This window comes from Kordia sp. (assembly GCF_965283645.1).
Lineage (GTDB): Bacteria > Bacteroidota > Bacteroidia > Flavobacteriales > Flavobacteriaceae > Kordia.
Genome location: NZ_CBDIPG010000001.1, coordinates 3,695,012 through 3,715,723, shown reverse-complemented (window position 1 = coordinate 3,715,723; position 20,712 = coordinate 3,695,012). Strand labels below are relative to the sequence as shown.

The 20,712-nt window shown below is 33.6% G+C and carries 19 protein-coding genes; 10 read left to right on the top strand and 9 right to left on the bottom strand.

Translation table 11 applies throughout. The features are described 5' to 3' along the window. Positions 1-72: 72 nt before the first annotated feature. Genes glmS through ACQ654_RS16320 form a run of 3 tightly spaced genes read right to left on the bottom strand, consistent with a single transcriptional unit; the run spans position 73 to position 4,388 of the window. Positions 73-1,920 carry a glutamine--fructose-6-phosphate transaminase (isomerizing) gene (gene glmS / locus ACQ654_RS16330; RefSeq protein ID WP_430411415.1) on the bottom strand — a complete coding sequence of 616 codons (1,848 nt, stop codon included), beginning with the start codon at positions 1,918-1,920 and terminating at the stop codon, positions 73-75. Positions 1,921-1,943: 23 nt separating this feature from the next. Further along, complete coding sequence (locus tag ACQ654_RS16325) at positions 1,944-3,560, bottom strand: DUF4270 domain-containing protein (protein ID WP_430411414.1); 1,617 nt, start codon at positions 3,558-3,560, stop codon at positions 1,944-1,946. Between the two features lie 12 nt (positions 3,561-3,572). Continuing rightward, positions 3,573-4,388 carry a glycogen/starch synthase gene (locus ACQ654_RS16320; protein ID WP_430411413.1) on the bottom strand — a complete coding sequence of 272 codons (816 nt, stop codon included), beginning with the start codon at positions 4,386-4,388 and terminating at the stop codon, positions 3,573-3,575. A 105-nt stretch (positions 4,389-4,493) separates the two neighbouring features. Here ACQ654_RS16320 and panC point away from each other — a divergent pair, with 105 nt between their 5' ends. The 5 genes from panC to radA are packed head-to-tail and all read left to right on the top strand — an operon-like array spanning position 4,494 to position 9,224. Then, positions 4,494-5,342 carry a pantoate--beta-alanine ligase gene (gene panC, locus ACQ654_RS16315; RefSeq protein WP_430411412.1) on the top strand — a complete coding sequence of 283 codons (849 nt, stop codon included), beginning with the start codon at positions 4,494-4,496 and terminating at the stop codon, positions 5,340-5,342. A 27-nt stretch (positions 5,343-5,369) separates the two neighbouring features. Continuing rightward, positions 5,370-5,720 (top strand): aspartate 1-decarboxylase, encoded by a 351-nt coding sequence (panD, locus tag ACQ654_RS16310; protein ID WP_430411411.1) that lies wholly within the window; start codon positions 5,370-5,372, stop codon positions 5,718-5,720. Further along, entirely contained in the window at positions 5,721-6,677 is a 957-nt protein-coding gene (locus ACQ654_RS16305) for a lysylphosphatidylglycerol synthase transmembrane domain-containing protein (protein WP_430411410.1), read from the top strand. A 38-nt stretch (positions 6,678-6,715) separates the two neighbouring features. After that, positions 6,716-7,864, top strand: a complete 1,149-nt coding sequence (locus ACQ654_RS16300; RefSeq protein WP_430411409.1) for an alpha/beta hydrolase — start codon at positions 6,716-6,718, stop codon at positions 7,862-7,864. Position 7,865: 1 nt separating this feature from the next. Continuing rightward, entirely contained in the window at positions 7,866-9,224 is a 1,359-nt protein-coding gene (gene radA / locus ACQ654_RS16295) for a DNA repair protein RadA (protein ID WP_430411408.1), read from the top strand. A 367-nt stretch (positions 9,225-9,591) separates the two neighbouring features. On the opposite strand, the gene ACQ654_RS16290 is transcribed toward radA, so the two are convergent. The 5 genes from ACQ654_RS16290 to ACQ654_RS16270 all read right to left on the bottom strand — a co-directional run bounded on the left by ACQ654_RS16290 (position 9,592) and on the right by ACQ654_RS16270 (position 15,674). Beyond that, positions 9,592-10,626 carry an aldo/keto reductase gene (locus ACQ654_RS16290; protein ID WP_430411407.1) on the bottom strand — a complete coding sequence of 345 codons (1,035 nt, stop codon included), beginning with the start codon at positions 10,624-10,626 and terminating at the stop codon, positions 9,592-9,594. Positions 10,627-10,888: 262 nt separating this feature from the next. Further along, positions 10,889-11,650 (bottom strand): exodeoxyribonuclease III, encoded by a 762-nt coding sequence (locus tag ACQ654_RS16285; protein WP_430411406.1) that lies wholly within the window; start codon positions 11,648-11,650, stop codon positions 10,889-10,891. Between the two features lie 251 nt (positions 11,651-11,901). After that, positions 11,902-13,719 (bottom strand): GNAT family N-acyltransferase, encoded by a 1,818-nt coding sequence (locus ACQ654_RS16280; protein ID WP_430411405.1) that lies wholly within the window; start codon positions 13,717-13,719, stop codon positions 11,902-11,904. Positions 13,720-13,774: 55 nt separating this feature from the next. Beyond that, positions 13,775-15,025, bottom strand: coding sequence for an aspartate kinase (locus tag ACQ654_RS16275; RefSeq protein WP_430411404.1), 1,251 nt, complete (start codon positions 15,023-15,025; stop codon positions 13,775-13,777). Between the two features lie 163 nt (positions 15,026-15,188). Then, complete coding sequence (locus ACQ654_RS16270) at positions 15,189-15,674, bottom strand: N-acetyltransferase family protein (RefSeq protein ID WP_430411403.1); 486 nt, start codon at positions 15,672-15,674, stop codon at positions 15,189-15,191. Positions 15,675-15,787: 113 nt separating this feature from the next. Here ACQ654_RS16270 and fbp point away from each other — a divergent pair, with 113 nt between their 5' ends. The 5 genes from fbp (at position 15,788) to ACQ654_RS16245 (ending at position 20,107) form a co-directional block, all read left to right on the top strand. Then, the gene (gene fbp / locus ACQ654_RS16265) at positions 15,788-16,792 is read left to right on the top strand and encodes a class 1 fructose-bisphosphatase (protein ID WP_430411402.1); all 1,005 of its coding nucleotides are present in this window, start codon (positions 15,788-15,790) and stop codon (positions 16,790-16,792) included. 68 nt (positions 16,793-16,860) lie between these two features. After that, complete coding sequence (locus ACQ654_RS16260) at positions 16,861-17,229, top strand: fructose 1,6-bisphosphatase (protein WP_430411401.1); 369 nt, start codon at positions 16,861-16,863, stop codon at positions 17,227-17,229. A gap of 28 nt (positions 17,230-17,257) precedes the next feature. Continuing rightward, a complete protein-coding gene (locus ACQ654_RS16255; protein WP_430411400.1) occupies positions 17,258-18,091 on the top strand; it encodes a cell envelope biogenesis protein OmpA in 834 nt (277 codons plus the stop codon). Continuing rightward, positions 18,078-18,569 (top strand): Rab family GTPase, encoded by a 492-nt coding sequence (locus tag ACQ654_RS16250; RefSeq protein ID WP_430411399.1) that lies wholly within the window; start codon positions 18,078-18,080, stop codon positions 18,567-18,569. The genes ACQ654_RS16255 and ACQ654_RS16250 overlap by 14 nt, the downstream gene beginning before the upstream one ends. Positions 18,570-18,574: 5 nt before the next feature. Further along, positions 18,575-20,107, top strand: a complete 1,533-nt coding sequence (locus ACQ654_RS16245; RefSeq protein ID WP_430411398.1) for an ATP-binding response regulator — start codon at positions 18,575-18,577, stop codon at positions 20,105-20,107. A gap of 91 nt (positions 20,108-20,198) precedes the next feature. On the opposite strand, the gene ACQ654_RS16240 is transcribed toward ACQ654_RS16245, so the two are convergent. Further along, positions 20,199-20,630 carry a TerB family tellurite resistance protein gene (locus ACQ654_RS16240; RefSeq protein ID WP_430411397.1) on the bottom strand — a complete coding sequence of 144 codons (432 nt, stop codon included), beginning with the start codon at positions 20,628-20,630 and terminating at the stop codon, positions 20,199-20,201. Between the last annotated feature and the right edge of the window lie 82 nt (positions 20,631-20,712).

Genomic DNA, 20,712 nt, shown 5'->3' with positions numbered 1-20,712 from the left:
TTGGTTTAGTTATTATGAGAACAATATACACTTTTTTGAGATATCTGTAAAAAAAGTGTTATTATTTTAAACTTATTCTACTGTAACTGATTTTGCCAAGTTTCTTGGTTGGTCTACATTACACTCACGCATAACTGCAATATAATACGACAATAATTGTAGCGGAATTGTTGTTAATAAAGGCGTTAGCAATTCTAGTGTTTCAGGAATTTCAATAACGTAATCCGCTATTTTCTTTATTGATTTATCGCCTTGCATTACTACAGCAATAATTTTTCCTTTTCTAGATTTGATTTCTTGAATGTTACTTACCACCTTGTCATAGTGACCTTTACGTGTTGCAATAACAACTACCGGCATTTGCTCATCAATTAATGCAATAGGTCCGTGCTTCATTTCTGCCGCTGGATATCCTTCTGCATGGATATATGAAATTTCCTTTAGTTTTAATGCACCTTCTAGCGCTACAGGGAAGTTGTATCCTCTTCCCAAGTAAAGGAAGTTTGTAGCATCTTTATAGATGTTTGCAATCGTTTTTACATGGCTATCTGATGTTAATGTTTTTTCAACTTTTGCAGGAATTGCGTCCATTTCAGATAAATACTGATGAAATTCTGATGTAGAAATCGTTCCTTTTTTCTGCGCTAGTTTTAATGCGATTAACGTTAATACTGTAATTTGTGTTGTGAAAGCTTTTGTAGAAGCAACTCCAATTTCTGGACCAGCGTGTGTGTATGCACCAGCATGTGTTTCTCTTGAAATTGACGATCCAACTACGTTACATACTCCAAATACAAAGGCTCCTTTACTTTTTGCAAGCTTTATAGCCGCCATTGTATCTGCCGTTTCTCCAGATTGAGAAATTGCAATTACAACATCATTTTCAGTAATTACTGGGTTTCTGTATCTAAATTCAGAAGCATATTCAACCTCAACAGGAATTCTTGTTAGGTTTTCAAATACATATTCAGCTACTAATCCTGCATGCCATGATGTTCCACAAGCAACGATTAGTATTCTGTTTGCGTTTAAGAATTTTTCAATGTTGTCATCAACTCCAGCCATACGAATGATGCCGTCATTTGCTAACATTCTTCCTCTAAACGTATCCAAGATTGCTCTTGGCTGCTCGTATATTTCTTTTAGCATAAAGTGATCGTAACCACCTTTTTCAATTTGCTCTAAGTTTAATTGTAATTCTTGTACGTACGGATCAACTAAAGAATCATCTTTAATTTTACGCACTTTTACTTTTTTACCTCTTCGTACAATTGCCATTTCCTCATCTTCAAGATAAATAGCATTGTTTGTGTATTCTATAAATGGAGACGCATCAGAAGCAATGAAGAATTCGTCTTTTCCAACTCCAATTACTAACGGACTCCCTAAACGTGCTACTACAATTTCGTCTGGCTTTTTCTTGTCAAATACAGCAATTGCATACGCTCCAACTACTTGATTTAAAGCAACTTGAACTGCCTTACCAAGTTTTACATTTTCGTTCTTTTTTACATCTTCAATTAAATTCACTAATACTTCAGTGTCAGTATCTGAGTGAAATGTATACCCTCTATTTATTAACTCTTGCTTTAATGGCTCATAGTTTTCAATGATTCCATTGTGAATAATTACCAATTCACCTGAGTTAGAATAGTGTGGATGTGAGTTTACATCATTAGGTTCTCCGTGAGTTGCCCAACGTGTATGTCCAATAGCTAATGTACCTTCATTAGAAATCTCTTCTTGTACACGAGTTTCTAAATCAGCTACTTTTCCTTTTGTTTTGGATAGTTTAATATTTTTACCATCGTAAATAGCAACACCTGCACTATCATATCCTCTGTATTCAAGTCTTTTTAATCCTTTCAACACTACAGGATACGCTTCTCTATGACCTATATAACCTACAATTCCGCACATAATTTTTTCTTACTTATTGATATTTAATTGGTTTCTGGGATTGAATAAAATATTTCTAAACTTAATCGTTTATCTGCTGGTGAAGCAGCTGTATTTCCATATAACACCGTTCCGAATGGATTCATGTTTGATACTGTTGGGACAAATTCTTGTTCAGAACTTCCAGTATTTTCACGTCCATTTGTAATGACACGAATGTCAGAAGAAGAAACCAATCCAAGTGTTACATTGGTAGAGTCGTTTCTGATTAAGTTATTGATATGTTCTGTAATTCTGATTTTGTATTGAACGCCATCACCATCATCATCACGTTCTAAAATTCCTCCGTGTATAACCTTAGAAAGTCCTGGAGATACTGCATTTACCGTTTCATCTACGCTATAATCTCGCAATGGAATATTATCATCCATATTGTATAAATAAACTCGTTGCGGATCTTGTTCATCACCTTGCTCATTTTCATTTATATAAAACACCAAATTTGCATCATTGATGATCCAGTTTTCTTCTCTAATTTCTTCTAATTGATCAGCAATTCCATTGTTGTCTGTATCGGCTCCAAAAAGATTTATAACAGCCATTGAACCTTGTCCACCTTTTAAAAATATATTGTCGTTTGACGCTTCCACATCTGGAAACGGCTCTAGTTGCGTAAAAGTGTTAATGATATTTCCTGAAGATAATCCTAATGCATAAGAACTTGTTTGAAGTATTACATCATCATCATCCGGATCGTCATTTCCTTGTGTTTCAAGCTTCCAATATTGATATTCAATAACAATGTTTGCATTTTGAAAATCGAGCATCATTAATAAGTCTGAATCTTGCCCTATAGTAAGTTGCAATCCTCTAAATAAATCTTCTGCTCTAAATATGTTATTGTTAGAAAGTTTTATACTTCCTTCATTATTAATAATTCTTTCTTGGAAAAACTGTGTATCAAGTTCAACTCTTATTCTTGGTGATAATGTTTCAACAACTACTTCTTCGCCTGTATCATTATCTATTTCAGTAACCTCAATTTCATCTTCATTAATGATAATATCATCTTGAAATAATGTTTGTCCAGTAAAACTTGAAAAGTCTTCATCTGAGTAATACGCTTGCAAATCTCCATTTTCATCTACAGTTCTCAAAAAGTATGTGAATTCTTTTACTGTAAAAGTAAAAGCTTCATCTCTATTTCCATAAATAGAATCAACGGCCGTTGTAATAGTTCCGTCGCTTTCTATGGTACTTGTACTATAGTATGGAATATTTAAGTATACTTTTGTTACTTGTTCATCTTCATCTAAATCAGTAGCATCTTCATCTTCTTCTTCCTGAGATAGTTCTCCAAATTCAGGATTTTCATTTCCTGTGATTAAATTTGCTTGTAGTGTAAGACTTGCCATTACATCGCCATAAATATCATTTGTATTTTTACCTAATTGATAGGTAGGCATACCGTTTGTTTGTACTGGCGCTATACGTCTGTTGGAAACCGTTAAAATTGTTTCGTCAAAAAGATTTGTAGAAAAGTTGTTGTTTTCAATAATCTCGCCTCCAACTGTACTAAATTCATCGTCACACGCAATAAAGCCTACGAGTATTAATAATACTACTGAGGCACCTGTGAGTGTCTTCTTCAATTTGTTCATAGTGTAATTTAATTAACCTAAATTTAAAACTTTTGTATTGTAAAAATCTGTGTATGCATCGGCAAATTCTTCACTGTTTTTATATTCAAGAACTGGCTTTTCAAGACCTGTGAGATATTCTTGAACATCAGCAGGAATTTCCTCAGATGCAATTACCACGGCATCCGAATGATCCACAGCAACTTTAAGAAGGTTAGAGTAGTTTGGTTCAGCTAATATTTCCACATTACCATCACCGATATTATCAAACTTGATTTTGTTTAGCATTTCTTTATCTAAAGTTCCATCAAATTCTTGTTTATAGACCGAAGTTACAATTTTACTATCTGTAAACAACGGTTCATCTTTATAATATTTTCTTAAATATAAAGGCAATAAAGAAGCCATCCAACCATGAACGTGGATAATATCTGGTGCCCAATTTAATTTTTTTACAGTTTCAATAACACCTTTTGCAAAGAAAATGGCGCGTTCATCATTATCTGGAAATAAGTTCCCTTCTTCATCTGTAAATGTAGCTTTACGCTTGAAGTATTCTTCGTTATCAATAAAGTAAACCTGAATTCTCTCTTTTGGAATAGAAGCTACTTTTATAATTAGTGGCATATCCATGTCATTAATTACTAAGTTCATCCCTGATAAGCGAATCACTTCATGTAATTGATGTCTTCTTTCATTGATATTCCCAAATCGTGGCATAAATATCCTAATTTGCCCACCTTTACTGTTTACCATTTTTGGTGCTTCAAACGACATTGACGAAATTTCTGTTTCTGGCAAATATGGTACTACCTCAGATGAAACGTATAAGACTCTTTTATTATTCATAAAATCCTTTTCCTTTTATAATTAAGCGTAAAACATGCAAAATTACAAAAATTATGCAGATTAACAGTAATATATTAAATTTGCAAGCTGTTAATTTTTTGTAAAATGACTATATACTACACTCAAAATACCTTAAAACCATTTATTGAAGGACTAAAGTCTGAAGGAAAAAAAATTGGTTTTGTTCCCACAATGGGCGCACTTCACGAAGGACACTTATCGCTCGTATCGAATGCTATGACTGACAATGACGTCGTTTTCGTAAGTATATTTGTAAATCCAACTCAGTTTGACAACAGTAGCGATTTACAAAAATATCCGCGAACATTAAACGCCGATGTTGAACTTTTAAAAACTTTAGGAAATAATGTGTTTGTATATGCTCCAAGTGTGGAAGATATCTATAATTCTGATGTAAATTCGGAAAAATTTAGTTTTGACGGACTCGAATTTGAAATGGAAGGGAAATTTAGAACAGGGCATTTTGACGGAGTTGGAACAATTGTAAAACGCTTTTTTGAAATCGTAACACCTGACAATGCGTATTTTGGAGAAAAAGATTTTCAGCAATTAATGATTGTCAAAAAATTAGCTTCCAAATACAAATTGCCTGTCAATGTTATTGGTTGCGAAATTTTTAGAGAAGCATCAGGTTTAGCTATGAGTTCTCGAAATCAACGCTTATCAAACAAAGCTAAAACGGAAAGTGCTTTTATCTACAAAACACTTTTAGAAGCAAAAGAAAAGTTTGGCACAAAAAGTGCAAGCAAAGTAAAAGAATGGGTTCATAAACAATTTGAAAAACATCCGTTATTAACCTTGGAATATGTTGAAATTGCAAATATCAAAAATTTAAAAACTGTACAACGAAAATCCAAAAACGAAACGTATCGCATATTCATTGCCGCTTTTATTGAAAACATTCGCTTAATAGATAACATTGCATTGAATTAAAAACATTAAAAACACTAACTTTGCCCCATGCAAGTACACGTAGTAAAATCTAAAATACACAGAGTAAAAGTAACAGGAGCCGATTTAAATTACATTGGAAGTATTACCATTGATGAAGACCTTATGGATGCCGCTAATATTATTCAAGGAGAAAAGGTTCAAATTGTAAATAATAACAATGGCGAACGACTTGAAACATACGCAATTCCAGGACCAAGAGGAAGCGGAGAAATTACCTTAAATGGTGCCGCCGCAAGAAAAGTTGCCAAAGGTGACGTACTTATTCTTATCACATATGCCATGATGCATATTGAAGAAGCCAAACAATTTAAACCCGCATTGGTTTTCCCTAATGAAGCTGACAACACACTCACATAATTGAAAAAAACAGTATCAAAAACAGTAAAAATACTACTTCCAATTTTTTTGGGAGTTTTTTTAGTTTGGTACTCACTATCAAAAACGCCGCTTGACGAACTCATCGATCATTTTGAAAAAGCAGATTATACTTGGGTTGCTCTTGGTGTTTTTTGTGGAATACTAAGTCACTTATCACGCGCATATCGTTGGCGTTACATGTTAGAACCTATGGGCTACAAACCCAAATATCCGAATAGCATAATGGCCGTTTTTATTGCCTACTTAGCAAACTTAGGAATTCCAAGATCAGGAGAAGCTTTGCGCGCACTAACACTTACAAACTACGAAAATGTTCCTTTTGAAAAAGGCTTCGGAACTATTGTTGCCGAACGTGTTGCTGATTTAATTGTAATGCTTTTTGTAATCACTGCAACACTTTTTATGCAGTTTGATTTCATTTGGGACTTGCTCATGAAAAAGTTCGATCTCACAAAAATAATCTTATTACTTTCTGCCATGATTGTTGGCGGAATTATGCTTATTATATTTATTAAAAGAGCCAAAAAAGGAATCGCATTAAAAATAAAAAACTTTATCATTGGCGTGTATGAAGGTGCTACTAGCATTCTAAAAATGAAGCACAAATGGGCGTTTATTTTTCATACCATCTTCATTTGGACAATGTATATTTTTATGTTTTACGTAACAATGCTGTCCGTAGAAGAATTGCAAGGAAATGTCCCTATTGGCGCTATTGTTATTGCCTTTATTGCCGGAAGCTTCAGTATTGCGGTTACCAATGGCGGAATTGGCGCATATCCGTTAGCTATTGCGGCAGCGTTTTCATTATTCAACATTCCTGATACACCAAGTGAAGCTTTTGGTTGGATCATGTGGGCTTCACAAACCCTAATGGTCATAGTTTTAGGTGGATTGTCATTTCTTTATTTACCAATTTTTAATAGCAAAAAATAATCTTTACCTTGCTATCACAAACCAACCTATTTCTAAACATGAAAAAGTACATCTTGCTACTTATTGCATTTGTATGTGTTAGCTACACAAACGCACAAACAAAAATTGAACAATTCAAATCAGAAAAACTAAATGAAACTAGAGATATTCAACTGTATATTCCTTCAGGATATTCAGATGAAAAAGTATATCCTATTATTGTTGTGCTTGACGCGAATTACCTCTTTGAAAGTGTTGTAGCTAATACCCGATTTTATAGTTATTGGGATGAAATGCCCGAATCTATTGTAGTTGGAATCAATCAATACAAAACAGAAGATCGTGAACGCGATTGCATGTACGAAGACGCAAGCGGATTGCCAACTGAAAAAGGAAGCAAGTTTTTTGAATTCATCAGCATGGAATTAGTTCCATACATAGAAAAAAATTACAATACGGCAAACTTCAAAATGATTGTTGGACATGATCATACTGCAAATTTCATCAACTATTACTTATTCAAAGAAGTTCCGTTGTTTGATGCTTACATAAACCTAAGTCCTGCATTTGCTCCAAAAATGGAAGAGCGTATTTCAAAACGTTTAAGCGAGTTTGAAACCAAAAAGTTTTTCTATCTCGCTACAGCGGAAGAAGACACAAAAAAAAATGGCAAAAGAATTCGTGCGTTAAACACTTCTTTGAAAGAATTAAAAAAAGACAACATCTTTTACTATTTCGACGATTTTACAGAAGCAAATCACAATTCATTAGCCGTACAAGCAATTCCAAGAGCAATGAGTCAAATATTTTCTATGTATCGCCCAATTAGCGTAAAAGAATACAAGGAAACCATTTCAAAACTCAGTACGTCTCCATATGTATATTTAACAGACAAATATGAAACGATTAAAGACCTATTTGGTTTCGAAAAACGTGTTTCTGTCAATGACTTTATGGCGATTTATTCGGCTATACGCAAGAAAAATAATTTAGAAGATTTAAAACTTTTAGCCAAACTTGGCAAAAAAGAATATCCTGATACTGCATTATTTCACTTTTTTATGGGAGAATTCCATGAAAAAGAAGGAAAGCCTAAAAAAGCGTTGCGCATGTATCAAAATGGCTTTAGCATGAATGCGATTGATTTTATCACAAAAGATTTAATGCTAGACAAAGCAGAAAAACTAAAACAAGACTTCGGTTGGTAATATGGCAAAAGTAAAAACAACCTTTTTCTGTCAAAACTGCGGATCGCAATTCGCAAAATGGCAAGGACAATGTACTTCGTGCAAACAATGGAATACGATTGTAGAAGAAGTCATTCAAAAAGAAGTAAAAGCCAATTGGCAAAAGCAAGAAAAAGGTGTTTCACGTGTTTCAAAACCTACACTAATTCATGAAATAAGTTCAGCAACTGAAAAACGCTTACCAACTTCCGATCAAGAATTGGACAGAGTTTTAGGTGGCGGAATTGTACCTGGTTCACTTATTCTATTAGGCGGCGAACCTGGTATTGGAAAAAGTACGTTGTTGCTACAAATTTCATTAAAATTACCCTACAAAACACTATATGTTTCTGGTGAAGAAAGTCAGAAACAAATAAAAATGCGCGCAGAACGCATCAGTCAAAAAAACTCCAATTGTTTTGTGTTGACTGAAACAAAAACGCAAAACATATTTAAGCAAATCGGCGAAATTCAACCAGATATTGTCATCATTGATTCCATTCAAACTTTGCATTCTGATTATATAGAATCGTCCGCAGGAAGTATTTCTCAAATTAGAGAATGTACTACCGAATTGATCAAATTTGCCAAAGAAAGCGGAACGCCAGTATTACTAATTGGGCATATAACAAAAGACGGAAACATTGCCGGTCCAAAAATTTTGGAACACATGGTTGATACGGTTTTACAGTTTGAAGGCGATCGAAATCATGTATATCGTATTTTACGTTCGTTAAAAAATCGTTTCGGTTCAACATCCGAATTAGGAATTTATGAAATGCTATCTGATGGCTTACGCGAAGTTAGCAATCCGTCCGAAATTCTAATTTCTAAAAACGCAGACGAACTCAGCGGAACAGCCATTGCGGCAACATTAGAAGGCGCACGACCATTAATGATAGAAATTCAAGCATTGGTAAGCACCGCAGTTTACGGAACGCCACAACGAAGCACAACTGGGTATAATGCAAAACGCTTAAACATGTTGTTAGCTGTGTTAGAAAAACGTGCTGGCTTCAAATTGGCGGCAAAAGATGTTTTCTTAAATATTACTGGCGGAATCAGTATTGATGATACTGCCATTGATTTGGCGGTTATTGCGGCAATTTTATCAAGTAATGAAGATGAAGAAATTTCAAAGACAAATTGTTTTGCGGCAGAAATTGGCCTGGCAGGTGAAATTAGACCAATAAACAGAATTGATCAACGAATTTTAGAAGCTGAAAAACTAGGATTTACCCGCTTTTTTACATCAAAGCATAATAAAATATCACTTAAAAACACAAAAATTGAGATCGTATTAGTTTCTAAAATTGAAGATTTAGTTTCGCATTTATTCTAATAGAAAAAAATCAATATTGCCTATTAAAATCGACATTTTATCGAAAATAACCCTTAAAATATTCTTAATAAACAATATTCGAGTATAATGCAGAGTTAATTATCTGTAAGATTACCTAAAAAACCAAGAAAGGGAATATGACGTGATGTCTATTCCCTTTTTTAGTTGTAATTCCGTACTTGATGATATGGAATCTATTTTTTTAAGCACTATGGGTTTCTGCCTTCGTAGAAATAACATCATAACTCTAAAGTGTTCTCGACACAAAATTTTTCCAGAATTTCACTCCTTGACGACTGATAAGATTTTTAAGAACCAAAGCCAAGCGATCCAACAGCGAAGCGATCCAACAGCGAAGCGATCTCTTTTAAGGTGCTGGATTCGGAATACTATTATGAATCGCGTTAATTTCGTTTATAATTTCTTCTGATAACTCTACATTGATGCTTCCGATATTTTCTTCTAATTGTTGAAGATTTGTTGCACCAATAATATTACTTGTTAAAAATGGTCGTTGATTCACAAACGCCAATGCCATTTGCGGCAAACTTAAATTATGCTTTTTAGCAAGCGCTGCATATTTTTCCGTTGCTTTTGTTGCTTCTTCTCCACTGTAACGTGCAAATCGTGGAAATAAAGTTAACCGTGCTTTTTCTGGCATTTTTCCACCTAAGTATTTTCCTGAAAGAACACCAAAACCAAGTGGTGAATACGCTAATAAACCTATGTTTTCACGCATGGCAACTTCTGCCAAACTAGATTCAAAACTTCTACACAATAAAGAGTACGCATTTTGAATGGTAACCATACGCGGCAATCCTTTTTTAGATTCTTCTAGGTAACGCATTGTTCCCCAAGATGTTTCGTTTGAGATTCCAACTTGACGAATTTTACCTTCTTTGATCAACTCATCTAACGTGTGTAAACTTTCATTAAAGTTATCTTGCCAAGGATCATTTGGATTGTGAACATAATCACGTTGCCCAAAGAAATTTGCTTGTCGTTCTGGCCAATGCAATTGATACAAATCTAGGTAATCCGTTTGCAAACGTTTTAAGCTATTTTCAATCGCATCTTTAATGGCTTCTGGCTTAAAACCATTTGTTCTAATGTGTGCTGTATAATCTCCTGGACCTGCAATTTTAGATCCTAAAACTATTTTGTCACGGTTTCCTGTTTTTTTGAACCAAGTTCCGATAATACGTTCTGTTTCGGCATAGGTTTCAGCAGTTGCTGGCACAGGATATAATTCGGCAGTATCAAAAAAGTTAACACCTTTGTCAAACGCAAAATCCATTTGCGCATGACCTTCGGCTTCTGTGTTTTGATTTCCCCAAGTCATCGTTCCTAGGCAAATTTTGCTGACTTTTATATCTGTATTTTGTAATGTTGTGTATTTCATTTTTAAATTCTTTTTCGGTTTTTTATTTCCCTTAGTGTGTTTGATGTTGCATTAAGGATAGAACGGTTTGTTTGAGCTCTTTTGAAAGGTGGATTCCTGCCTACGCAGGAATGACAGTTTTCAAAAAGCGAGTAGTGAAAGCCTGACCTCCGTTTTTGTCGGAGGAAATGCCCTAATCAGTATGTTAAACTTTGAACTAATAACTTCTGATAGATTCCTGACTTCACTTCGATAAACTCAGTGACCACACAGGAATGACAGGTTAAGCGTCTATTTCGACTAAAATTGGGCAATGGTCTGAATGTTTGGCTTCGGGTAAAATAGTTGCTCTTGTAATGTTTTCTTTTAATGGTTCACTGACCATGTTGTAGTCAATTCGCCAACCTTTGTTGTTGTTTCGCGCATTTGCACGGTAACTCCACCAACTATAATGGTGTGGTTCTTTGTTTAAATGACGGAATGAATCAATGAATCCGCTATCGATAAAACTTCCAATCCAAGCGCGTTCTTCTGGTAAAAATCCTGAAACACCTTTCATTTTCGGGTTGTGAATGTCTATTGCTTCATGGCAGATGTTGTAATCGCCACAAACGACTAAATTTGGAATTTCTTTTCGAAGATTTGTTAGGTATTCCTTGATTTCGTCCATGTATTGAAACTTGAAACCTAGTCGTGCATCGTTGGTTCCTGATGGCAAGTACATGCTCATGATGGAGATATTGTCATAATCGACACGCAAATTTCTTCCTTCAAAATCCATGGTTTCAATTCCTGTTCCGTATTCCACATGATTTGGTTCTTGTTTACAGAGAATTGCAACACCGCTATAGCCTTTCTTTTGTGCGCTATACCAATAGTTATATTTGTATCCTGCTTCTGCAAAAGCTTCTAAGTTGAGTTGTTCTTTTTGTGCTTTCGTTTCTTGAATACAGATTACATCTGGGTTTGCTTGTTGTAGCCATTCTAGGAATCCTTTTTTGATGGCAGCACGAATTCCGTTTACATTGTATGATATTATTTTCATGTATCTTATTTTTAGTTTTTCTTTTTCTTTGCTTTCCCAAAGAATACTGAATCAAGTTCAGCACAGGCTTCACAAAAGAAAGGGAATTTTTAGTTCATCCATTTATATCTTTAAATCAAGGTATTCATGAATTTACATTTCTCCAAGGCTTCAAAAATTTTTAACGAAAAATCATTACTGTACTTCGGAAAAAGAAACATTACTCTTTATATTTTAATATTTTAATCAAATGAATATAAAATTGAAAAACTCTATTCTTCTTCTTCATTATCATTGAGTCTGCGTTCTAGTTCTGCTTGAAATTCTTCCATAACAGGTTTTACCGTACTTTCTGGAAGATCAGCAATACGAATATACATTAGTCCATCAACTGCATTATTGAATAATGGATCTACATTGAAAGCGATTACTTTTGCGTTTTGTTTTACGTACTTTTTTATAAGTACTGGCAAACGCAAACTTCCTGGTTCAAGTTCGTCGATAATTCTGTCAAACTTTACTAAATCGGCTGCAGTTTCGTCAAAAATAAAGTCTTTATCAGCATCTTTCAGCTTTACTTTAAATTCTTTTTTAGGATGAATGTATTGTGCAATGTATGGATCGTAATAGTGCGATTTCATGAATTCAATCATCAGTGACTTTGAGAAGTTTGAAAATTGATTACTGATACTTACACCTCCAATTAGGTATTTGTGTTCTGGATAACGCAATGTTGTGTGTACGATTCCTTTCCAAAGCAAGAATAGTGGCATTGGTTTTTGCTGATATTCTTTAATGATGAATGCTCTTCCCATTTCAATGGATTCACTCATCATTTTGTGCAATTCTGGCTCAAAGCGAAATAAGTCTTGCAAGTAGAAACCATCAATTCCAAAGTTTGCATAAATTTGACTTCCTAAGCCCATTCGGTAGGCGCCAACTAATCGTTTTGCATCGTTATCCCATAAAAACATATGGTGATAGTAATAGTCAAATTTATCCAAGTCAATTGCTTGATTTGTTCCTTCTCCAATTTCTCTAAATGTAATTTCGCGAAGTCGTCCAATTTCACGCAATAGGTTTGGAATTTCGGAAGCTTCCGCTAGAAATACTTGATAATTTTTACTTGTTAATAAGTGATGATTTTTTGACAAGCTTTCTACTTCTTCCTGAATAACTTCTGCAGAAATTGGTGTAATTATTTCTTTTGGCGCTTTCGGTATTTTGGGCATTTTTAACGACGTTAGCACTTTGCTTAGCAAGTTTTCCTTTTCGTACGTATTGGACAACATGTATGTTTTTTTACGTAAAAATTCCGTGAAATCTGTTAAGTCTGTATATTCGTCTTGCGCTTTTACTGTAATTGGCTTTCCTATACGAACTTTGATGACTCTATTTTTTTGTGTGAGTAATTCAGAAGGCAATTTTGCTGTTCGGAAAGTGTCGCTTATTCTGGAAAGTCTGTAAAATATACGACTGTTTTTTGCATGAAAATAAATTGGAACAACGGGAACTTTTGCTTTTTGAATCAATTTCATTGCGGATTCTTCCCAAGGTTTATCAACAATTAATCGTCCATCTTTATAGGTTGAAACTTCTCCTGCTGGAAAAACACCTAATGGTTTTCCTTCACGCAAATGCATAATGGATTGTTTGAAACCTGCCAAACTCGATTTTGCTCCTTTGTGTTCTTCAAAAGGATTTACTGGCATTACGTAAGGTTTCAACGGATCAATACGGTGTAGTAAGAAATTTGCAATGATTTTATAATCGGGTCGTTGCTCAATCATGAGTTTTAGCAACAGAATTCCGTCAATTCCACCCAATGGATGATTGGAAATTGTAACATATGCGCCGTCTTTAGGCAGCCGTTTTAAATCTTCCTCAGGAATTTCAAACTTAATCTGAAATTCATCTAACAAAGCATTTAAAAACTCTAAGTCGTTCAGATGCTTATGTTTATCGTAAATTTTATTCAAATTAGATATGCGTAATACCTTCATCAGAATCCAACCTACGAAGGTTCCAATAAAACCGTATTTATCTAATTTGATCGCTTTTGCAACTTCTTTTGCAGTTACCAATCCCATATATTTACTTTAAGGCGAATTACAAATATAGGAAAACAACCTTAATTTGTATGATTTATTTCACAACTAGCTGAATCGTTTGTTCTGCACGCTGTTCTAATAGAATTTCTTTATCTTTTTGCAAACCTTTGATAGCTGCTTCCGTAAAGTGTCTTATGGTGTATAAAGACACGTTTTCATAATGAGTTACTTTGAATTTTGAACGTAAGGTATTGAGTAATTTTTCTAAGGTATTGAATTTATTATCTACACACACCGAAAAACTAATTGCTGAGTTTTGAATGACATCAACTTTCATTTTACAATCACTCAATAGCTTAAAAATTTCACTGATGTTTTCCTCTACAATGAATGAAAAATCTAAGGAAGAAAGTGAAATTAATACTTGCTTCTTTTTTACAATAAAACATGGAATATTTGGTTTAATTCCGACACCTTTTGTTACTGCAGTTCCATCACCTTTTGGATTTAAAAACGATTTTACATACAACGGAATTTCTTTGCGCTGTAATGGTTGTAATGTTTTTGGGTGAATGACAGATGCGCCATAAAACGCTAACTCAATTGCTTCTCTGTAAGAGATATTGTGTAATAGTTGTGTGTTTTCAAAATAGCGTGGATCGCCATTTAAAACACCTGGAACATCTTTCCAAATGGTTACATTTTCAGCATTTAAACAGTATGCAAAAATTGCCGCCGTATAATCGGAACCTTCTCGTCCTAATGTTGTCGTAAAGTTGTTAGCATCACTTCCTATAAAACCTTGCGAAATATTGAGCTTTCCAATATTTACTTTTTGTTTGATATTTTCCTGTGTTATGTCCCAATGCACTTTTGCATCACGGTAATTTGTATCAGTTTTGATCATTTCGCGAACATCTAACCACGTGTTTTCTATAGAAATACTATTTAAATACGCGCTTATAATTGTGGTTGAGATTAATTCACCAAAAGATACCAATTGATCGTACACATAATTGTAATCTGGCGATTTATTTCTTCCTAAAAATCCTTGCATTTCTTCAAAAAACCGCTTGACTTTTCCATAGATTTGATGGTTTTCGTTTGGAAATAATTCTAATAGAATTTCATTGTGGTATTTTGCAATTTCTTGAATGGAAGCTTGCAATTCATTACTTTTTTCAAAGTAGTTTTTAATGACAACTTCAATTGCGTTTGTAGTTTTCCCCATAGCAGAAACCACAATAAGTGTATCATTGTATCCAACTTCTTGCAATACTTTTACAAGATTTTTAACGCCGTTTGCATCTTTTACGGATGCACCACCAAATTTGAATATTCTCATTACAAAATTTATTTTGTATTCCTGCGCAGGCAGGAATCTGTTTTTTAGTCTATTTGTTTTCATACAACTTCTCGATACAATTTTCTGTCGAAAATCACTCAAAGTGACGATTTAGATGTACGATTGTTGATTTTGTACTAATTTAAAATTCAGCATTCAAAATTTATAATTCCTTGTTAGCTAAATAACGCTCAATTCCTTCTTCATCAAGTTGCACTACATGCCAATCGCGTTTTACATCAGCACCAATATGTTCGTAAAATTCAATCGCTGGCGTATTCCAATCTAACACTTCCCAACCAATTCGTTTGACCCCTAAACTGTTTCCAAATTTGATAACTTCCGTTAGTAGTTTTCCACCAATTCCTTTTCCACGTGCTTTTTCGCTTACGATTAAATCTTCTAAATGCAATACTTCTCCTTTCCAAGTTGAATAGCGCATGTATACCAATGCGATTCCTAAGACATCTTCTGGCGTTTCCGCTACAAAACAGTGAAACTTTGGTGAAGCTCCAAAACCGTCTTTTCGCAAATCTTCTGGTGTAATGATTACGGCATCGGCTTCTTTTTCAAAAATGGCAAGTTCTTCAATTAAACCAAAGATATTTGCAACATCCGCTTCAACGGCTTTTCGGATTGTATAGTTCATAATTTTTGAAATGTTTGTACAAAGATAGCAAGGCAAAAATTATAATTTCTACGAAAACGTTATAGTTATACAAAATTATCGATATTTGTGATCTGAGAAACAAAGTAGATAAAATGGCTAAAAAAAATCAAACGTTAGGAGAATTTATTATTGAGAATCAAGAAGAGTTTAAGTATTCTTCAGGAGAACTTTCTAGATTGATAAATTCTATCCGACTGGCGGCAAAAGTTGTAAACCACGAAGTAAATAAAGCTGGCTTAGTTGATATTATTGGTGCGGCTGGCGAAACGAATATTCAAGGTGAAGATCAGCAAAAACTTGATGTTTATGCTAATGACAAGTTTATTCAGACATTGATTAATAGAAATATTGTCTGCGGAATTGGCTCTGAAGAAAATGATGAATTTATTGCCATCAATAGTTTAGACGAAAACAATCAGAATAAATATGTTGTTTTGATGGATCCATTAGATGGTTCTTCTAATATTGATGTGAATGTTTCTGTAGGAACTATTTTTTCTATTTACAGAAGAGTTACACCTGTTGGAACACCAGTAAAAATAGAAGATTTTCTTCAAGAAGGAAACAAACAAGTAGCGGCTGGTTATGTAATTTACGGAACGTCTACGATGTTGGTATATTCTACTGGACATGGCGTAAATGGTTTTACACTAAATCCAGCAATTGGAACTTTTTATTTATCGCATCCGAATATGAAATTCCCAGAAACTGGAAACATTTACTCTATTAATGAAGGAAATTATGCGCATTTTCCATTAGGTGTAAAAAATTATATAAAATATTGTCAGGAAGAAGAAGGCGACAGACCTTATACTTCTCGTTATATAGGTTCATTGGTATCTGATTTCCATAGAAATTTGATAAAAGGCGGAATTTATATTTATCCGCAAACTTCCAAAGCGCCAAGCGGAAAACTACGTTTATTATACGAATGTAATCCAATGGCATACTTAGCTGAACAGGCAAACGGATTGGCTACAGACGGCTTTCAACGTATTTTAGATATAAAACCAACAGAGTTACACCAGCGTGTTGCAATTTTTACAGGAAGTCGTAAAATGGTAGAAAAAGCCAAGGAGTTTATGAAGAACTCATAGGAAAAGTATTAACTTTCACAAAAATTATTACTTTTGTGTATAACCCTAGCACAATAAAATACTTCTAAATGGCGACAAAAGGTAAAAATACCACAGATGCTGATCAGGGAAATCCTGGTTTTGTAGATCCATCAACTAAGATTGAAGCAATCAAAAATTTAATTTTTGGAGAAAATATTCAAGCTTATAATTCTGAGTTTGATACTATCAAAAATGATATTCTTGCCAAAAAGAAAGCATTAGAAAATCTTATTGAAGAAGTGCGTTCAGAATTAATTCAGAATATTGACAATCTTAGTACTGACTTAAATATTCGCATTACAGAATTGGAATCTAATATTGAAAATAAATTGGATGATATGGACGAAAAGAAAGTAGACCGCAGACAATTAGGACAATTATTAGTAAGCCTTGGCGAAAAAATAGGAAAAGAATAAAGTCCAACATAAATCTTAGTGTGTATTTATGACGGAAGACGATAAACTATCGATTTTAAAAGATTTATTACTCACGGATGATCGTGTGTATACGGAATCAATACATGCTAAAATTAAGCTGCTCGAAGAACTTATAAATGAGCAACAAAAGCTTTCCAAAAAAGTAAATCCTATTATTGACGACAAGCTTGAGGAGTTTACCAAACAGATTCCTAAAACACTTGGGCCAACAATTACGAAAACGCTTGCTGAACAAATTAAAAACTCCAAAGATCAAGTTGTAGAAGCATTGTATCCAATTATGGGTAAAATGATTAAGAAGTATATTTCACAAGAAATTAGCTTGCTTACTGAACGTATTAACACGCAATTGGAAGATAGTTTCTCGGCAAATAGTTGGAAACGAAAATTCAGATCGTGGTTTGGTGGTGTTAAAGAAGAAGAACTATTACTCAGCGAATTATCGGCAATTTCACAAGTTGAGCAAGTATTAGTTATTGAAAAAAATTCAGGCATGCTCATTGGTCAATATGCAAAAACAGAAACTATTGATAAGGACATGATTTCTGGAATGTTGACCGCAATTAAAAGTTTCGTAGAAGATGCTTTTAATGAAAAAAGTCAAAATTTAGAACTCATCGAGTACGAATTGTATCACATTCATATTCAGAGCTTTGTATCTTTTTACGTTGCTGTTGCCATTTCTGGAGAATATAATCTTACCTTTAAGAACAAAATCCAAGATATAATCTTTAATTTTACAGATAATTTCCTTAATTTATTTGATGATTTAAGTGAAATCAAGGAAAAAGATATTACTAACGAATTAGAATTCTACTTTAGTACGAATGAAAGCCTCTAAAAAAATAATTTTACTCGGTCACTTTGGTGTTGGAAAGTCTTCGTTAATTCGACAATTTGTTGAAAATACGTTTACAACCGATTATAAAGTAACTATTGGAGTTCATATCTTAAAAAAAGAAGTCGAAATTGAACCTGACGAAACCGTTTCTCTTATTATTTGGGATTTGGAAGGATATGATGACATCAAAAAAACAAGAGCGTCGTATTTACTCGGAACACATGGTTTTATTTATGTGTTTGATGTAACGCGACCTGCAACATTTGAAAATTTAGAAAACGATATTACCTATTTAACAGATCAATACGCTAATACACCACTGAAAGTAGTTGGAAACAAAGCAGACTTGGTTACCAAAACATATCTTAAAGAAAATAAAGATACTTTTGGTGTGAAGCCTGACTTTTTTACGAGCGCAAAAACAGGTGACAAGGTAGATGACTTATTTACGACATTGGCAAAAGAACTTGTGAAATAATTACTATGTTAGAAACGTACAGAGCAACCTATTTTCACCCTAGGACGCAATTTATAACTATTGATACCGAAGGGAAAATATTAGAAAGTGATGATGTTTTGTTTTCCCTTAAAAAAGGAGATGAAATTGGCAACTTAAGTGCTTTTTTTGAAGGACTTGCTACCTTTTTTGATACTGCAGAAGACAATGACATTAAATTTACATGTATACATTTAGAAAATAAAGACAAACAAGAATTTACGTGCGATATTGAGTTCAAAACGTTTGCCAATAAGCAACCAACATTGATCATTATTCACGATTTTTCTGATCATTATCAATACTATCAAGAAGTTGCACAAAGTAGAAACGAATCTGTGATCAACTCACAAGTTTTAGAGCTTCAAAATAAATATCTCAAAGAAAAAGAAGATTTCAAAAATACATTTATTGCTAACTTTAGTCATGAATTGCGCAATCCATTAACTGGTGTTACTGCATTTTGTTCTGTATTACAAAAAACAGATCTATCCACCGAACAACAAGATTATGTAGAAGTAATAAAATCTTCTGGAGATCATTTAAGAAATATGATTGGAGACATCTTAGAAATGTCTAAAATTGAAGTTGGAAAACTCACAATTGAAGAAGAATTATTCAACTTTCATGAACTTGTTGAAATGCTAGAATTTACATATAGCGTAAAAGCAAGGCAAAAGAATATTGAATTTGAAGTAGATTTCGACGAAAAAATTCCACGTTATTTTGAAGGTGATAAAACACGCATTAAACAGGTTTTTGAAAACTTATTAGAAAACGCGTTTAAATTCACAACCACAGGAAAAGTTACTTTTACAGTTAAAGAAAATCAACGAAGAGCGCGAAAAGTAAACTTAAATGTTAGTGTAAAAGATACAGGAATAGGAATTCCTACTGAAAAACTAGCGTTGATTTTCAACAGTTTTACACAACTCAACAATACTCAAAAATATTCAGGAACTGGACTTGGATTGTCCATTGTAAAAGGATTGGTAGCGTTGATGGATGGAAAAATTGTTGTAGAAAGTGAAGAAGGTATTGGTTCGACGTTCAAAATAAACATCAATTTCAAATATCCTATCAATCAAGAAAATACTTCGTTAGAAGACAAATTGGACATTGAACATAAAAACTCTTTATCAAAAAAGAAATACAATGTGTTATTGGCAGAAGATTCAGAATTGGCACAAATGGCAGTTTTGAAAATTTTAGCGCAAGAAGGACACTTCTTTTTAGATATTATTAGCAATGGTGAAGATGTAATTGAAAGCGTAATTCACAACGAATACGATTTAATTTTGATGGACATTCGCATGCCTGGAACCAATGGAGACGAACTAACCAAAATGATTCGTTCGCTTCCTGTACAAAACTGTAAAACCATTCCAATACTAGCAATTACAGCAAATTTATATGACGACGATAAAAAGCGTTACAAAAAAATGGGCATGAATGATATCATTGAAAAACCATTTGATGAAACTACGTTATTAAGGAAAATTTACAAACATTTAAAGTAGTAGATTCCGCATCAAGTGCAGAATGACACATAAAAAAACCGAACTCTTTCAAGTTCGGTTTTTTTACTTTTATATTAAAAATCGTTCTGAATTAACGATTCATATTTTTGATTTCGTCTTTAAAATCATCTAAATCAACACCTTTGCTCACTAACATTAATGCTTTGTGAACTACATATGGAACGTTTTCTGGGGAAAATCCTAATCCAATTGCTAAACGCTCTAAAATAGCCGTTTGTTTTGGTCCTAACTGATGATCTGCATATACCATACGCGACAAATCGTACAAACGATCCAAACGTTCGTTATACATTGTTGGAGGATTTACAGGATGCGATTGGTAATCTTTTAAAATCTCTTTATAATTATTTTCAGAGATATCTAAATTTCTAGCCATTCTATCTAAAAAGGCTTTTTCATCATCTGAAATTATGCCATTACTCATTGCTACACGAACAATTGCAGCAAAATGATCTTGATTTCGCTCACGAAATCCACTTGAATATAAATCTGATATAGACATTTCTTAATTTTTAGTCTTGCAAATATAATTATTCTCTGGGCTTTTTTCACAAAATTTTAGCCTCATTTTCTATAGATTATAA

What these genes read in the sequence shown, in the direction of transcription:
- glmS (WP_430411415.1), bottom strand. Translation starts at nt 1,920, where the DNA reads ATGTGCGGAATTGTAGGTTATATAGGTCATAGAGAAGCGTATCCTGTA.
- ACQ654_RS16325 (WP_430411414.1), bottom strand. Translation starts at nt 3,560, where the DNA reads ATGAACAAATTGAAGAAGACACTCACAGGTGCCTCAGTAGTATTATTA.
- ACQ654_RS16320 (WP_430411413.1), bottom strand. Translation starts at nt 4,388, where the DNA reads ATGAATAATAAAAGAGTCTTATACGTTTCATCTGAGGTAGTACCATAT.
- panC (WP_430411412.1), top strand. Translation starts at nt 4,494, where the DNA reads ATGACTATATACTACACTCAAAATACCTTAAAACCATTTATTGAAGGA.
- panD (WP_430411411.1), top strand. Translation starts at nt 5,370, where the DNA reads ATGCAAGTACACGTAGTAAAATCTAAAATACACAGAGTAAAAGTAACA.
- ACQ654_RS16300 (WP_430411409.1), top strand. Translation starts at nt 6,716, where the DNA reads ATGAAAAAGTACATCTTGCTACTTATTGCATTTGTATGTGTTAGCTAC.
- radA (WP_430411408.1), top strand. Translation starts at nt 7,866, where the DNA reads ATGGCAAAAGTAAAAACAACCTTTTTCTGTCAAAACTGCGGATCGCAA.
- ACQ654_RS16290 (WP_430411407.1), bottom strand. Translation starts at nt 10,626, where the DNA reads ATGAAATACACAACATTACAAAATACAGATATAAAAGTCAGCAAAATT.
- ACQ654_RS16285 (WP_430411406.1), bottom strand. Translation starts at nt 11,650, where the DNA reads ATGAAAATAATATCATACAATGTAAACGGAATTCGTGCTGCCATCAAA.
- ACQ654_RS16280 (WP_430411405.1), bottom strand. Translation starts at nt 13,719, where the DNA reads ATGGGATTGGTAACTGCAAAAGAAGTTGCAAAAGCGATCAAATTAGAT.
- ACQ654_RS16275 (WP_430411404.1), bottom strand. Translation starts at nt 15,025, where the DNA reads ATGAGAATATTCAAATTTGGTGGTGCATCCGTAAAAGATGCAAACGGC.
- ACQ654_RS16270 (WP_430411403.1), bottom strand. Translation starts at nt 15,674, where the DNA reads ATGAACTATACAATCCGAAAAGCCGTTGAAGCGGATGTTGCAAATATC.
- fbp (WP_430411402.1), top strand. Translation starts at nt 15,788, where the DNA reads ATGGCTAAAAAAAATCAAACGTTAGGAGAATTTATTATTGAGAATCAA.
- ACQ654_RS16260 (WP_430411401.1), top strand. Translation starts at nt 16,861, where the DNA reads ATGGCGACAAAAGGTAAAAATACCACAGATGCTGATCAGGGAAATCCT.
- ACQ654_RS16255 (WP_430411400.1), top strand. Translation starts at nt 17,258, where the DNA reads ATGACGGAAGACGATAAACTATCGATTTTAAAAGATTTATTACTCACG.
- ACQ654_RS16250 (WP_430411399.1), top strand. Translation starts at nt 18,078, where the DNA reads ATGAAAGCCTCTAAAAAAATAATTTTACTCGGTCACTTTGGTGTTGGA.
- ACQ654_RS16245 (WP_430411398.1), top strand. Translation starts at nt 18,575, where the DNA reads ATGTTAGAAACGTACAGAGCAACCTATTTTCACCCTAGGACGCAATTT.
- ACQ654_RS16240 (WP_430411397.1), bottom strand. Translation starts at nt 20,630, where the DNA reads ATGTCTATATCAGATTTATATTCAAGTGGATTTCGTGAGCGAAATCAA.